The sequence below is a fragment of the Comamonas sp. genome (assembly GCF_036643215.1).
GTDB lineage: Bacteria > Pseudomonadota > Gammaproteobacteria > Burkholderiales > Burkholderiaceae_C > Comamonas.
The window spans coordinates 1-13,849 of sequence record NZ_JAVXSJ010000047.1; the positions used below are offsets into that span (position 1 = coordinate 1).

The 13,849-nt window shown below is 60.6% G+C and carries 12 protein-coding genes and 1 pseudogene; 2 read left to right on the forward strand and 11 right to left on the reverse strand.

Going from position 1 to position 13,849, the window contains the following annotated elements:
- Both RSF91_RS18500 and RSF91_RS18505 read left to right on the forward strand, forming a co-directional pair.
- Positions 1-912 (forward strand): CaiB/BaiF CoA transferase family protein (locus RSF91_RS18500; protein WP_332569794.1); only part of this gene is annotated, 912 nt, incomplete at its 5' end.
- A 415-nt stretch (positions 913-1,327) separates the two neighbouring features.
- Positions 1,328-1,666 carry a hypothetical protein gene (locus tag RSF91_RS18505; protein ID WP_332569795.1) on the forward strand — a complete coding sequence of 113 codons (339 nt, stop codon included), beginning with the start codon at positions 1,328-1,330 and terminating at the stop codon, positions 1,664-1,666.
- An 80-nt stretch (positions 1,667-1,746) separates the two neighbouring features.
- Here the strand turns inward: RSF91_RS18505 and RSF91_RS18510 are convergent, their stop codons facing one another.
- From RSF91_RS18510 to RSF91_RS18560, 11 genes and pseudogenes are all read right to left on the reverse strand, one after another.
- Positions 1,747-2,994, reverse strand: a complete 1,248-nt coding sequence (locus RSF91_RS18510) for a LuxR C-terminal-related transcriptional regulator (RefSeq protein WP_332569796.1) — start codon at positions 2,992-2,994, stop codon at positions 1,747-1,749.
- Positions 2,995-3,030: 36 nt separating this feature from the next.
- A complete protein-coding gene (locus RSF91_RS18515) occupies positions 3,031-4,233 on the reverse strand; it encodes an acetyl-CoA C-acyltransferase (protein ID WP_332569797.1) in 1,203 nt (400 codons plus the stop codon).
- Positions 4,234-4,368: 135 nt separating this feature from the next.
- Positions 4,369-4,854: a MaoC family dehydratase gene (locus tag RSF91_RS18520; protein WP_332569798.1), complete on the reverse strand. Its 486-nt coding sequence runs from the start codon at positions 4,852-4,854 to the stop codon at positions 4,369-4,371.
- 3 nt (positions 4,855-4,857) lie between these two features.
- Positions 4,858-5,643 (reverse strand): SDR family oxidoreductase, encoded by a 786-nt coding sequence (locus RSF91_RS18525; RefSeq protein WP_332569799.1) that lies wholly within the window; start codon positions 5,641-5,643, stop codon positions 4,858-4,860.
- Between the two features lie 219 nt (positions 5,644-5,862).
- Positions 5,863-7,041: an acyl-CoA dehydrogenase family protein gene (locus RSF91_RS18530; protein ID WP_332569800.1), complete on the reverse strand. Its 1,179-nt coding sequence runs from the start codon at positions 7,039-7,041 to the stop codon at positions 5,863-5,865.
- Complete coding sequence (locus RSF91_RS18535) at positions 7,038-8,147, reverse strand: acyl-CoA dehydrogenase family protein (RefSeq protein ID WP_442878894.1); 1,110 nt, start codon at positions 8,145-8,147, stop codon at positions 7,038-7,040. The genes RSF91_RS18530 and RSF91_RS18535 overlap by 4 nt, the downstream gene beginning before the upstream one ends.
- 109 nt (positions 8,148-8,256) lie before the next feature.
- The gene (locus RSF91_RS18540; RefSeq protein ID WP_332569802.1) at positions 8,257-9,132 is read right to left on the reverse strand and encodes an SDR family oxidoreductase; all 876 of its coding nucleotides are present in this window, start codon (positions 9,130-9,132) and stop codon (positions 8,257-8,259) included.
- Positions 9,133-9,190: 58 nt separating this feature from the next.
- Entirely contained in the window at positions 9,191-10,750 is a 1,560-nt protein-coding gene (locus RSF91_RS18545; protein WP_332569803.1) for an amidase, read from the reverse strand.
- Between the two features lie 27 nt (positions 10,751-10,777).
- A complete protein-coding gene (locus RSF91_RS18550) occupies positions 10,778-12,349 on the reverse strand; it encodes an amidase (RefSeq protein ID WP_332569804.1) in 1,572 nt (523 codons plus the stop codon).
- Between the two features lie 110 nt (positions 12,350-12,459).
- Positions 12,460-13,614 carry an acetyl-CoA C-acetyltransferase gene (locus RSF91_RS18555; RefSeq protein ID WP_332569805.1) on the reverse strand — a complete coding sequence of 385 codons (1,155 nt, stop codon included), beginning with the start codon at positions 13,612-13,614 and terminating at the stop codon, positions 12,460-12,462.
- Positions 13,611-13,849 (reverse strand): annotated as a pseudogene (locus tag RSF91_RS18560) (acyl-CoA dehydrogenase); the annotation flags it as partial. The pseudogene RSF91_RS18560 and the gene RSF91_RS18555, both read right to left, overlap by 4 nt.

Here is a 13,849-nt window from a genome sequence, read left to right on the forward strand (position 1 = left end):
GCGCTGATTGAAGGCTTCAGGCCCGGCGTGATGGAGCGCCTGGGCTTTGGCCCCGAGGAAGTGGCTAAGCGCGCGCCGCGGCTGGTCTTTGGCCGTGTCACCGGCTGGGGCCAGACCGGGCCGCTGGCGCAAGCTGCAGGGCATGACATCAACTATGTGGCGCTGACCGGCGTGATGGCGACCTCCATGCGCCCCGGCCAGGCGCCTGTGCTGCCGCCCACCATGGTCGGCGATATGGCGGGCGGGGCCATGTTTTTACTCTTCGGCATCATGTGCGCCATGCACGAGGCCAAGCAGTCCGGCAAGGGCCAGGTGGTGGACGCCGCCATGATTGACGGCGTCACCGCCATGAGCGGCCTGATCCACCAGATGCGCAGCGGCATGGGCTACTGGCAGGATGACCCCGCGCACAACCACTTTCTCAACACCTCGCCCTTCTACGAAGTGTTTGAATGCGCCGACGGCAAGCACATCACACTGGGCGCCATCGAGCCCCAGTTCTACGCCCTGCTGCTGCAGAAGCTGGGCCTCACCGATGTAGACCCAAAGCGCCAGTACAAGACCAGCGACTGGCCAGCCCTTAAGACCCGCGTCGCAGACATCGTGCGTGGCAAGACCCAGGCTCAGTGGTGCGCGGAACTCGAAGGCAGCGATGTCTGCTTTGCCCCCGTGCTGAGCCTGGCCGAAGCCCCCAGCCACCCGCATAACGCCGAGCGTAATTTATTCATAGACTTACCCGTGGATGGCACCACCCACCGCCAGCCCGCCCCTGCCCCGCGCTTTTCGCGCACCCCGGCGCGCCAGCCTGTACCAGGCACCAAGATAGGACAAGACACCGATGCCGTGCTGGCATCCGTGGGCTATGCCGCCGGCGATATTGCGGCGCTGCGTGAAACCAAGGCCTGCGCCTGAGAGGTGAAATAGCAGCTATCAAAACAAAAGCTGCTTGCGCTTGAATTCATTGGATTTCAGCTTTCTTTTCTTCTGAAATCTATGAATAAAAAGCGCTGGCAGCTATGTTTTTTAAATAGTCGCTGGTTCCCCGATGAGCCACCAATGAGTCCATCACCTGCTCAGAATGGCTCGATATGCAGACCAACTTGCAACAGGCTGCAAGCATTTCAATGGAAAACAGGCTTGCTGACACTTAAGGTCACGCTCATCAAAGACCTGGACCTCAAGCAAGGGTATTCTCGGCAGTTCAGTCACGGGACATAGTTCAGAGGATGTGATGGGACGCAAGATCAGCAACAGAGGCAGGGTCAAACAGATATGTGGAAACGTTGTACTGAATCGGCTTCCGGGTTTACCGGCGTCACTGCGCGAAATGCTGATCAACGGTCGCCAGGGAAAACGACCAAAGCCTGATCTGCTACAGCTCAAGCAATGGGCGGAGGATCTGCAAAAGTACGCGGCGGAGCTGGGGCTCTATGCCGATGTGGCCTCCAAGTACGACTATCTTCGTGTCAATTTTTTCATCGACGAGCCTGATGGCCACCCAGCCATTCACGTCAGCGGGCCCAGGCAGCTGGAGTTGCTGGGCGAAGCGCTTGAAGCCTGCAGTGCCACAGGCTCATACCGGCAGCCCAGAAGACTGAACAGACCGCTGCACAAGCGCAGCCCGGCGCTTGAACCTCCGGCAAGGCAAGCCATGAGTCTGGCTTGAAAGCACACGAATCAGCCCACATGCGCCAACAAAAAAACGGGCCGAAGCCCGTTTTTTCATGGTCGTTCCACCAACCGTTTTTATTTATTCCCCAGCCAGGCAACGCTGTTGAGGAAGATGCGCACCAGTTCTGTCTGGCGGCGCACGCCCGTCTTGGAGAAGATGGAGCGCAGGTGAGCACGAGCCGTGTTGCGGCGAATGTTCAGTGCTTCTGCCGCTTCTTCCAGCGACAGACCGTTGGCCAGTTGAATCGCCAGCGAAGTCTCGGCCGGTGTCAGCTGGAACAGCTGCTGGGCCAGCTTGACGGGTGGGTCTGCCTTGCCGCCGGTGTCGCGCACAAAGACGGCGACGCTGGGACGTTGCTTGCCTTCGGTCCACTCGTCAGGGGAGATGCTTTGCACCACCACACCCCAGTTGAGCTGACCGGACTGACGGCTCACCGACATGCCTTCGGTCATCGACAGACGCGAGACCTGGGTATGCATCAGCGCGTCTTTGATGAGGCGCTGCAGCTTGCGGTTGTCGTTGGCGTAGTTGGCTTCCAGCACGCCGCCGGTGATCTTCAGCCCGTCCTGCATGTCCAGAATGCTGGCCGCTGCGGGGTTGCATTCCAGCACATTGCCGTTTTGATCGAGGATGACCACACCCACCATCAGCTGGGCCGTGGCCTTGCTGTAGAGGGAGATGACCTGACGATCCTGATTCACAGACAAATGCAGGTTCAGTGCGCGCTTGATGTGCGGCAGCATCATGGAGCCAAAGGCGCGTTCCTGCTTGGTGAAAGCGGGAGCACCTTCGGGACGCGTGATGCGCAGACCGTAGACGCAGCTGTCCTTGGTAACAATGTCGGCAGCCATCACATGGAAGACCTGCAACTGCTTGCACCAGTCGTTGTAGTAGCTTGAAGCGCGCCACTCGGACTCTGGCATCACATCGCCTACGGTCACGATGCGGTCGGTCGGCATGCTGCGAAACGGGCTCATGCTGATCTTGGGGCAATTCGGCATCAGATCGCGGCGGTCGCCAGCGGCCGAGACGATCAGACCCACATCGTCGGCAGAGCCGGGACGCACGATCAACGATGCGTAGTTGCCGCCCAGTTGCAGGCGCAAGGTTTCCAGAAAAGGCTTCCAGCCCTCTGGGTCCATGGCGGCCTCGTACAGCTGGCTAATGAGCGCGCTGAATTGCTCGGCCGTCACGAACGGAGCGTCGGCAGCCACCCGTACAGGTACGGGAGTGTCGAATATAGGCACATCCTTCATCACACAGGCAATGGAGCTTGGTGTGTAGGTGGAGAAACCCATCTTTGCGAAAGCGCTGTCCATCATTCTCATCTCCTCAATTGAAGATTGGTTTCAGGCAGTTCAGTTCAGCTCAAACAAGCCAGCAGCACCCATGCCGCCGCCAATACACATGCTCACCACCACAAAACGGACACCGCGGCGACGACCTTCCAGCAGGGCGTGACCTACCAGACGTGCACCCGACATGCCGAAGGGGTGACCGATAGAGATCGCGCCGCCGTTGACGTTGAGGCGGTCATCTGGAATACCCAGTTGATCGCGGCTGTAGATTACCTGGCAGGCGAAGGCTTCGTTAATTTCCCACAGACCAATATCACCCACGGTGAGGCCATGTTGTTTGAGCAGCTTGGGGATAGCGTACACAGGGCCGATACCCATTTCATCCGTACGGCAGCCTGCCACCGCCACGCCGCGGTAGGTACCCAGAGGTGCCAGACCACGGGCGCGGGCTTCGTCAGCGCTCATCACCACACAGGCGCTGGCACCGTCAGACAGTTGCGAGGCATTACCGGCCGTGATGAACTGGCCTTCTGGCACCCACTGACCGTTCTTCCAGACGGGCTTGAGCTTGCCCAGGCTTTCCAGCGTGGTTTCAGCGCGATTGCCTTCGTCGCGGGTCAGCGTCACTTCTTCAGTGCCAGTGACGTTGCCTTCTTTGTCAAACAGCTGCTTGACGGTGGTCAACGGCACGATTTCGTCGTCGAACAGGCCCTTGGCCTGAGCAGCAGCCACACACTGCTGGCTGCGCAGCGAGTATTCGTCCTGGGCTTCGCGGCTGATGCCATAGCGCTGACTGACCAGCTCGGCCGTCTCGATCATCTGGATGTAGGCAGTGGGCTCTGCAGCCAGCACAGCCTTGGATTGGGCGCGATACGAATTCTTGTACTTGTTCTGCACCAGAGAGATGGACTCCAGGCCACCGGCCACGGCAATGTCCAGCTCGCCGGTCATGATGCTCTTGGAGGCTGTGGCAATGCTCATCAGGCCCGATGCGCACATGCGGTCGATCACCATGCCGCCCACCGACTCTGGCAGACCCGCGGTGTAGCCGCACAGGCGGCCCAGGTTGTAGCCCTGTGTGCCTTGCTGGGCAGCAATGCCCAGAATGACATCGCCTACATCCTCACCAGCCACACCCACCTTGTTCAGTGCCGCACGAATGACGTGACCACCCAGCACCGGAGCCTCGGTGTCATTGAATGCACCGCGGTAAGCCTTGCCAATGGGGGTACGTGCCGTCGAAACGATGACTGCGTCTTTCATATCTTTGTCTCCTAACTAACTGTTCGTCGCGCCCTAGGCAGCTTGCGCTGCCCTATCGAGGTCGGCCACTCTGTCGGCAGCTCATCCCTCTTCACAAAAAATGCAAACGCTGTCGGGACAGCTGTTTGCACTCACTCAATTTTCCTGGATAAAAAACAGTCTGCTGATCGTTTCGACCACGCACCCGGGTTTGTCCTGACCCTTAACCTGCACGGTGATACGAATCGTTACCTGCACGCCGTCCGTGCCAATCGGGGTCGCCGCTACCACCTCGCCACTGCCGCGAACCCACGAGTTCACCAGCACGGGCGATGGGAAACGCACCTTCTCGCAGCCATAGTTCACGCCCATCTTCAGGTCTTCATAGACCACGAGCTGGGGCAAAAACAGATTGGCCAGCGACAGCGTCAGATAGCCGTGCGCCACGCAGGCACCAAACGGGCCGTTCTTAGCCTGCTCGGGGTCCACATGAATCCACTGGTGATCGCCCGTAGCATCGGCAAACTGGTTGATGCGTTCCTGGTTGATCTGCATCCACTCGGTTTCGCCCAGCTGGCGGCCGACCGAAGCCAACACCGCAGTCGCAGAGCCAAACACTACTTTTTCAGCAAAAGCGCTCATCGCTCAAGCCCTTTGCGAGCTGACGGACACCACTTCACCCGTCATGTACGAGGAGTAGTCGCTGGCCAGGAAAATCATGACGTTTGCCACTTCCCAAGGCTCAGCACCGCGGCCAAACGCTTCTTTTTCAGACAGCTTGGCCAGCAGCTCTTCAGAAGCCGACTTCTTGAGGAAAGCGTGGATCGCAATAGAAGGTGCCACCGCATTGATGCGGATACCAAACTCGGCCGCTTCCAGCGCCGAGCAGCGGGTGAAAGCCATCACACCAGCCTTGGCCGCTGCGTAATGTGCCTGCTCGGTCTGAGCGCGCCAGCCCAGCACCGAAGCGTTGTTGACGATCACGCCCTTGCCACGTGGCTGCATGACCTTGAGCGCTGCGCGGGTCATGCGGAAGGTGCCGGTCAGCGTGATATCGATGACCTTGGCCCACTCGTCGTCGCTCATGTCAACGACTTTGCAGCTGGTGCCCATACCGGCGTTGTTGATCAGTACATCGATGCCGCCCATGATGCTATCGGCTTCGGAGATCAGTGCCTGCACCTGCTCTTCCTTGCTCACATCGCAGAGCTTTCCGAAGACCTGGGTCAAACCCGTATCTTTCTTGATCTGCTCCACCGCTTCAGCCAGGCGACGCTCGTGCACATCGGAAATCACCAAGGCTTTGCAGCCTTCTTCTGCTGCACGTTTTGCAGCGGAGAAACCAATACCAGCACCAGCAGCAGCGGTAACGAGCACAGTCTTGCCCTTGAGCAAGTCGTGGGGAGCAACGTAAGAAGGAGCGCTATTCATGAGTCATCTAAGGGGAAGTTAAGTTCATCTTCAGGCTCGCGCTGCGCTGCAACATCGTCACTTTGGACGATAGGTCATTCCCTAATGTCGTCCTACGGACACTTGAAAGGCGGAAAAGCGGCAAAAACCTTCTGGCTAACCCTAGGTTTTTTCGCATTCCCAATGACACCCATCAGCGTATCTACCTACGCCAAAAGGCGGCAGCGCGGCCCACAAAAATCAGCGCGGCATGCCTAAAGCGCGCTCAGCCATCAGGTTCAGCTGAATCTCATTGGTGCCGGCGTAGATCGTGTCTGCGCGGCTGACCAGCCACAGCTGCTGCAACGCAGCAAGCGCTGGGTCCTTGAGCTCCAGCTCGCCCTGCTCGCCCAGCACATCCATGGCCAGCTCACCCAGATCGCGGTGCCAGTTGGACCATGCGTACTTGGAGACCGAGGCCACGCGAAAAGGCGTGTCTTCCCGGCTGGAGCGCAAAGCGTGGGCGCGCAGCGTCTGCAAGCCCATGTCTGCCTTGGCAATGCGCTGACGAATCAGCGGGTCGCGGGCTGTGCCATTGCGCTTGGCCAGATCAATGATCAGGTCCAGCTCATAGCGGAAGTGCGCCTGCTGTCCCAGCGTGGATGCACCGCGCTCGCAGCCCAGCAAGTACATGGCAACCTTCCAGCCGTCGCCCACGGGACCCAGATGCAAAGCGCCATCGGTGCGGGCTCCATCAAAGAAGACTTCATTGAATTCAGAAGTCCCTGTGATCTGGCGAATCGGGCGCACTTCTACGCCCGCCTGCTTGATGGGCACCAGCAGCAGCACCATGCCGGCATGGCGAGCGCTGGCCACGGGCACGCTGGCTTCTTCGGTACGAGCCAGCACAAAGACCCACTCGGACTCATGCGCCCACGATGTCCAGACCTTTTGGCCGTGAATCACCCACTCGCCCGTCGCCGGGTCGCGGTTGGCTTTGGTGCGGATAGCCGCCAGGTCAGAGCCCGCGCCGGGTTCAGAGTAGCCCTGAGCCCAGTAGTCGGTGCCCGCCAGAATGCCGGGCAGAAAGCGGGCCTTCTGCTCTGCCGAGCCAAACGCCATCAGCGTGGGGGCCAGCAGCGTCTCGCCAATGTGGCCGATACGGCCTGGGCCGCCGCTGCGCACATATTCTTCGTGGAAGATAACTTGCTGCGACAGCGGTGCATTGCGGCCGCCATATTGCGTGTCCCAGCCCAGACCCGTCCAGCCGCCCTGGGCCAGTTCCTGCTCCCACTCTTTGGCGAGCTGGGCGTCATAGCCTTCGGCACCCAGACCGCTAGCGTGCTTGAGGGGCGCGAACTTGCCCGTCAGGTGCTGGGCCATCCATTCACGCACTTCAGCGCGAAAGGCTTCATTGATTTCTGATTCCTGCATGTTCATGCTGCCTCCGTCACGCTCTCATCCAACAAACGCGCAGCTACTTGCTCGCGCCACTGCTCCACGGTCCCCAGACGCTGGCTGGCAGCCTGCGCGCGGCGGAAGAACAGATGGGGGTCAAACTCCCAGGTGAAGCCCACGCCGCCATGCAGCTGTATGCTTTCACGCGTAGAAAAGAGAGCGGCTTCCGCAGCATCTGTGCGGGCTTGCGCTGCAAAATAGGTCAGATCGGTTGCATCACCAGCGGTATCAGCTATGAAAGCTGCAGCATAGACGGCTGATCTGGCCGTCTCCACCTTCACCAGAATCTGCGCAGCACGGTGCTTGACGCCTTGGAAGCTGCCCACGGCTTTCCCAAACTGCTGGCGCTCCTTGGTGTATTCCACCGCAAGATTCAGCGCGCGATCGGCCACACCCACCTGCTCGGCGGCCAAGCCAATCGCCGCCAGATTGCGGGTCTGAACCCACAGTTTTTTGAGCGCATCGCCATGCACCAGCACGGCAGCGCCGGTCAGGCGCACATTCACGGCAGCCACATTGGCGCTGCTGCGTGTGGCGTCCACCGTCGTCAGTGCCTGCACGCTCAGGCCTTGTGCCTTGGCGGACACTTCCAGCAAGCCCAGCGACCCGCAGGGCAGCGTGGCGGGCAGCAAAAACACATCGGCGTGCGAGCCTGAGCCCACTTGGTTCCACTGGCCGTTCAGCACCAGCGTATCGCCGTCAACCGTCACCGTCGCGGCAGCCGGCAGCTCGCCGCGCACCGTCATGCCCAGCACGCAGATCTGGCCCGATGCCGCCAGTCGCTCCACCACCGGCAAGCCTTGCTCGGTCTGGCTCAGCGCCTTCCACAGTGGGGTGACGGCAATGACCGCATCAAAAAACGGTACGCAGGCCAGGTGGTAGCCCATCTGCTCTTGCAGCAGCACCAGCTCGCGCCAGCCAAGGCCCATGCCGCCTGCGGCTTCGGGCAACGCCACGCTGCACCAGCCCATGTCCACCACTTCCTGCCACAGAGCGCGGTCCAGGCCACCTTCTGTTTCTGAGACTTTGCGCACTTGCGCCGTGGTGCTTTTTTCCTGCAAAAACACCGCCGCGCTTTCGGCGATCATTTTTTGTTCTTCGTTCAGACTTAAATCCATGATGGCTCGCGTCCTGCGTTTTTATTGAATAACCAGAGCCGGGCAGCGAGTCCCGGCTGCTCTATTGCCGCTGCTGCAATCAGGTGCCGTAGACCTTTTGCGGGGCCTTGCCTTGTGCAATCAGCTGATCCACCACGGCCGTCAGCTCGGCGGGCTCCCAGCGGCCTTGTTTGTCGTTGATGGTGCCGGTGAACCAGCCATCGGCCACGGACAGCTCGCCGCCCTTGGATTCAAAGCAACGGCCCGTCACATGTTTGGACAGATTGCTGCCCAGCCACACCACGATAGAGGCCACATTCATGGGGTCCCACACGTCAAAACCAGATTCAGGCTTCTTGACCATATCGGGCATGGCACCCTCCGTCATGGAGGTTCGCGCTGCAGGTGCCAGGCAGTTGACCGTGATGCCGTAGCGAGCCAGCTCGGCCCCCTGCACCAGCGTCAGGCCCGCAATACCGGCCTTGGCAGCCGCGTAGTTGCTTTGACCGATGGAGCCCTGGAGACCAGCACCGGAGCTGGTGTTGATGATGCGAGCATCCACCTCCTTGCCCGCCTTCTTCTGGTCACGCCAGTAGCCGCCGAACACCTTGGCCATACAGAAGTGGCCACGCAGGTGCACGCGCATGACCATGTCCCAGTCTTCTTCGGACAGGCTCAGGAACATGCGGTCGCGCAGCACGCCGGCGTTGTTGACGATCACGTTCACATCGCCAAAGGCTGCCAGCGTGGCATCCAGAATCGACTGCACGCCCGCCACGGTAGTGATGTCACCGGTGTTGGCAATGGCCTGGCCGCCTGCGGCCTTGACTTCATCGGCTACGGCCTGAGCGGCTTCAGCGCGAATGTCGTTGATCACCACATTTGCACCTTCTTGCGCGAAGGCCAGCGCATACGCGCGACCCAGGCCACCGCCTGCACCGGTAATGACGACGGTTCTCTGGTTGCAAATACCCATTTCTATCCCCTTTTGCTTGCTGTACAGACGGTCTCAGAACACGTCTGCTTTCTTGAAATTACGCTTTGAAGACAGACAGATCCGGTGTGCGATCTGCCCATGGAACGGTTTGCTCCAGCTGCGCGGCCAGGCCCAACAGACGGCCTTCGCGACCGAACGGGGCCGCAAAGTGCGCGCCAACCGGCAGGTTGTCTTTCGTCCAGTGCATGGGCACGGACATGGCGGGCTGGCCAGTCATATTGAACAAAGCGGTATAGGGCGAGGCCTTCACCGCTTCGCGTGCAAACGAGTCATAGGGCTGGTCCAGCGACAACACACCCAGCAGCGGCGGCGGCACGGCCATCACCGGCGTCAGAACGAGGTCGTACTTGAGGAAGAAACGGTCCAGGATCTGGCCCGCCGTATCAAAGTTGGTGCGCGCCATCAGCATCTGTTCGGCGGTGTAGGTCTTGGCTTTTTCCAGATACAGCCAATCCATCTGTTCGACCTCATCCTGGCGCACGGCTCGACCCAGCTGCTTTTCGCGAGCGCGGATGCTGGCCATCATGCCCACCGAAGTCACGATGCCCAGACCGGAAAACACATCGGCCACGGGCAGCTGCGGCATGTCTTCAACAATTTCGTGCCCTAGTGCCAGACAGGCCTTGATGGCCTTGTCCACAGCGGCCTGGCAATCGGCATGCACAGGAATGCCAAAGTAGTTCTTGGGCCAGACCGCAATCTTGAGTTTGCGAGGCCCCTGATTCAAGGCTTCGAAGTAGGTGCCATCGACATCACGCGGCGGCACGGTGCGCGAGCCAGGCTCACGGCCCTGTGTCAGGTCCAGCAAATGTGCGCTGTCACGCACCGAACGGCTGATGACATGGTTCATGGACAGGCCCATCCAGCCTTCCATGTTCGCAGGCCCGGCTGGCAGGCGGCCACGGCTGGGCTTGAGGCCGAACAGACCGCAGTGCGAAGCAGGAATGCGGATAGATCCGCCGCCGTCACTGGCGTGGGCCACGGGCACAATGCCGGCAGCCACCACCGAAGCCGCTCCCCCGGACGAGCCGCCCGTGGTGTGGGCCGCATTCCAGGGGTTGGGCGACTTGCCGTAGAGCAAGGACTCGGTCGTAGGCGTCTGGCCAAACTCTGGCGATGCCGTCTTGCCAAAAATATTCAGGCCAGCCGCCTTGTAGCGGGCCACCAGAGTGCTGTCGTACTCCGCCACCGCGCCCTTGAAAAAGCGGCAGCCGTTGGTGGTGACCGTGCCCTTCATGTACTGGTTCAGATCCTTGACCAGAAAGGGCACGCCCCACATGGGCGCCTTGGCTGTCGCTGCGGCGCGGTCTGCAGCGCTCAGTGCAGACATCTGCTTGGCCAGGCCACGGGCCAATTCATAGTCTTTGATGACTACGGCATTGAGCTTGGGCAAGGCTTCTGTGCGTGCAATGGCCGCGTCCAGGGCCTCCAGCGGAGTGACATCACCACGGCGAATCTGCTCAGCCCATGCGTATCCATCAAGCATCTGTGACTCCTTTTTCTCCTTGGCCATTGCCGGTACAGCCGCTGCCCCCACCACAGCAGCAGCCCCTTGAATAAGGCTGCGCCTGTCCATGCCTTGATTCACTGATTCCATGCTCTCGCTCCTTTTTTCGTTAAACACTCAAGCCTTGAGTGCGGACAGGTCAGGCATGCGATGCGCCCACGGCAAGGCCTGCTCCAGCTGGGCAGCCAGACGCAGCAAGCGCCCTTCACCACCAAAAGGCGCAACAAAGTGAGAGCCGACAGGGATGTTGTCGGCCGTCCAGTGCAGCGGCACCGACATGGCCGGATGCCCGCTGATGTTGAACAGCGAAGTAAAGGCAGAGGCGTTCATGGCCTCTGCGGCATAGCTCTGGTATGGCTGATCGAGTCGCAGCGCGCCCAGCAGCTGAGCGGGCACGGCGGTGGTGGGCGTCAGAATCAGGTCATATTTGGACAGGAAGGCATCAATCAGCTGTCCCGCCTTGTCAAAGCCTGCACGGCCACGGTACAGCTCCAGCGCTGTGGCCTTTTTGGCAGCCTGCAATGCAGCCCAGTTCAAGGGCTCCATCTCGTCTTCGCGCACAGCTCGGCCCAGCTGCTTTTCACGGTATTCAATGCTGCTGAGCAGGCCTGCAGACATACCCGGTCCCATGCCGGCAAAGATTTCTGCCACGGGCAGATCGGGCATGGCCTCTTCGAGGATGTGGCCCATGGCCTCGCAGGCCTTGGCGGCCTTATCGACAGCTGCTAGGCAATCGGCATGCACGGGCATGCCGAAATAGCTCTTGCGCCAGATGGCAATGCGCAGCTTGCGTTCGGGCTTTTGCATCGCTTCGAGGTAGCCGCGCGGCGCATCTACAGGTGGGCGTACACGCGAACCATACTCAGGGCCGGCAGTCAGGTCCAGCAGCAAAGCGGTGTCGCGCACGCTGCGGCTGATGACGTGGTTGACCGAAAGACCGGTTGCGCCATCCAGCGAATTGGGCCCTGCAGGCACACGACCACGGCTGGGCTTGAGACCAAACAGCCCGCAATGCGCAGCCGGAATGCGGATGGAGCCACCGCCATCGGTGGCATGACCCACGGGCAGAATGCCCGCGGCAATCGCTGCTGCCGTGCCGCCAGACGAGCCGCCTGTGGTGTGCTTGGTGTTCCAGGGGTTGAGCGTAGCGCCATAGAGCTTGGACTCTGTGGTGGCTGTCATGCCGAACTCAGGCGAAGCCGTCTTGCCAAAGATGTTGAGACCTGCCGCCTTGTAGCGCGCGACCAAGGTGGAGTCCTGCGTGGCGACGGCATCTTTGAAGAAGGCGCAGCCATTGCTGGTCACAGTGCCCGTCATGCTCACGCCCAGATCCTTGAGCACAAAAGGCAGTCCCCACAGCGGCGCTGACCCCGTCGCCTGCTTGCGCGCATCGCGGCCCATGGCCGAGATCTTCTTGGCGTGCTCGCGAGCTTGCTCGTAATCCTTGATGACCACGGCATTGAGCCGGGGCAAGGCTTCAACGCGGGCAATGGTGGCGTCAAGCGCCTCCAGAGGCGTTACGTCGCCCTTGCGAATTTGCGTTGCCATGGTGATGGCATCGACCGGCGCGCTGGCCTGCACCACAGTCTTGGCGCTGGCTTGCGCCGCTGGCAAGCTCACTGCAGCGGCTGTCGCTGCGGCACCCATGAGAAATTTTCTGCGATCTGTATCTGCCGCTCTGTCTTGCATGTCTTTGTCTCCGTTGATATTTTTTTGGATGACTTGCTTAACCGCTAACCCTTGGCCGTTGACTCAACCCCACGCAATGCAGGCACCCACAGGTGCCCGCATATCTATCGTCAGAGTCGTTCAATGATGGTCACATTGGCCTGACCACCGCCTTCGCACATGGTCTGCAGGCCGTAGCGGCCGCCGGTGCGTTCCAGCTCGTGCAGCAGCGTGGTCATCAGCTTGGCGCCCGATGCACCCAGCGGGTGACCCAGAGCAATCGCACCGCCGTTGACGTTGGTCCTGGCGTGGTCATAGCCGGTTTCCTTGAGCCAGGCCATGACCACGGAAGCGAAAGCTTCGTTGATCTCGACCAGGTCAATGTCGGACATCTTCATGCCAGCCTTCTTGAGTGCGTACTCAGTGGCAGGAATCGGAGCCGTCAGGTGCCAGATGGGGTCATCGGCACGCACGCTGATGTGGTGAATCCGGGCGCGGGGCTTCAGGTTGTAGCGCTTGAGCGCTGCTTCCGAAACCACCAGCACTGCAGCCGCTGCATCGCAGGTGGAGCTGGAAACCGCTGCGGTGATGGAGGGATAGGTGGGGTCCACAGGCTCCAGCGTGGCCATCTTTTCCAGCGTGCTCAGACGGGCGGTTTCGTCCATCTTGAAGTCGCCAAAGGGCACGATTTCACGGTCAAAGCGGCCTTCGGCAATCGCCTTCAGTGCGCGGTCATGGCTTTCCTTGGCAAACACTTCCATGTCTGCGCGGCTTGCACCCCAGTGATCGGCAATGCGCTGCGCTGCGTAGAACTGGTTGACAGGAGCGTTGCCAAAGCGGGCCTGCCAGCCCTTGCTCTCTGCAAACGGTGTGGTGAAGCCCAGAGGCTGACCAGCCAGCATGGCCGAGGAGATTGGGATGGCGCTCATGGTCTGCACGCCACCGGCCAGCACCACATCCTGCGTGCCGCTCATCACCGCTTGCGCCGCGAAGTGAATGGCCTGCTGGGACGAACCGCACTGGCGGTCAATCGTGGTGCCGGGCACGTTCAGGGGCATGCCTGCGGCCAGCCATGAAGTGCGGGCAATGTCACCGGCCAGTGCGCCGATGGTGTCCACGCAGCCAAAGATCACGTCGTCGTAATCTGCAGCGGGGATGTCATTGCGCTCCACCAGCGCCTTGATGACATGGGCACCAAGGTCGGCACCATGCACGGCAGCAAGAGAGCCCTTGCGCTTGCCTGTGGGCGAGCGCAGTGCGTCAACAATATAGGCTTGGGCGCTCATGCAGCCACCTCTTCCGCAATGTTTTTGATAGCAGCTTGCGCAGAGCAGTCGCCGCAATAAGCGCTTTCTCGATCAAACGTAGCACCAGGGCCCACGGGGGCATTGGGGCTGCGCAGCAGGCCTTGGGTCAGGCGGGCCGAGTGATAGCCCTTGTCGCCCCATGCAGCATCCAGCACCCATGCGCGCTTCATGAACATCTGCAGATCGACTTCCCAGGTGTAGCCCATGGCACCAT

What these genes read in the sequence shown, in the direction of transcription:
- RSF91_RS18530 (WP_332569800.1), bottom strand. Translation starts at nt 7,041, where the DNA reads ATGAACATGCAGGAATCAGAAATCAATGAAGCCTTTCGCGCTGAAGTG.
- RSF91_RS18515 (WP_332569797.1), bottom strand. Translation starts at nt 4,233, where the DNA reads ATGAAAGACGCAGTCATCGTTTCGACGGCACGTACCCCCATTGGCAAG.
- RSF91_RS18525 (WP_332569799.1), bottom strand. Translation starts at nt 5,643, where the DNA reads ATGAATAGCGCTCCTTCTTACGTTGCTCCCCACGACTTGCTCAAGGGC.
- RSF91_RS18520 (WP_332569798.1), bottom strand. Translation starts at nt 4,854, where the DNA reads ATGAGCGCTTTTGCTGAAAAAGTAGTGTTTGGCTCTGCGACTGCGGTG.
- RSF91_RS18510 (WP_332569796.1), bottom strand. Translation starts at nt 2,994, where the DNA reads ATGATGGACAGCGCTTTCGCAAAGATGGGTTTCTCCACCTACACACCA.
- RSF91_RS18540 (WP_332569802.1), bottom strand. Translation starts at nt 9,132, where the DNA reads ATGGGTATTTGCAACCAGAGAACCGTCGTCATTACCGGTGCAGGCGGT.
- RSF91_RS18550 (WP_332569804.1), bottom strand. Translation starts at nt 12,349, where the DNA reads ATGCAAGACAGAGCGGCAGATACAGATCGCAGAAAATTTCTCATGGGT.
- RSF91_RS18545 (WP_332569803.1), bottom strand. Translation starts at nt 10,750, where the DNA reads ATGGAATCAGTGAATCAAGGCATGGACAGGCGCAGCCTTATTCAAGGG.
- RSF91_RS18555 (WP_332569805.1), bottom strand. Translation starts at nt 13,614, where the DNA reads ATGAGCGCCCAAGCCTATATTGTTGACGCACTGCGCTCGCCCACAGGC.
- RSF91_RS18505 (WP_332569795.1), top strand. Translation starts at nt 1,328, where the DNA reads ATGCTGATCAACGGTCGCCAGGGAAAACGACCAAAGCCTGATCTGCTA.
- RSF91_RS18535 (WP_442878894.1), bottom strand. Translation starts at nt 8,147, where the DNA reads ATGATCGCCGAAAGCGCGGCGGTGTTTTTGCAGGAAAAAAGCACCACG.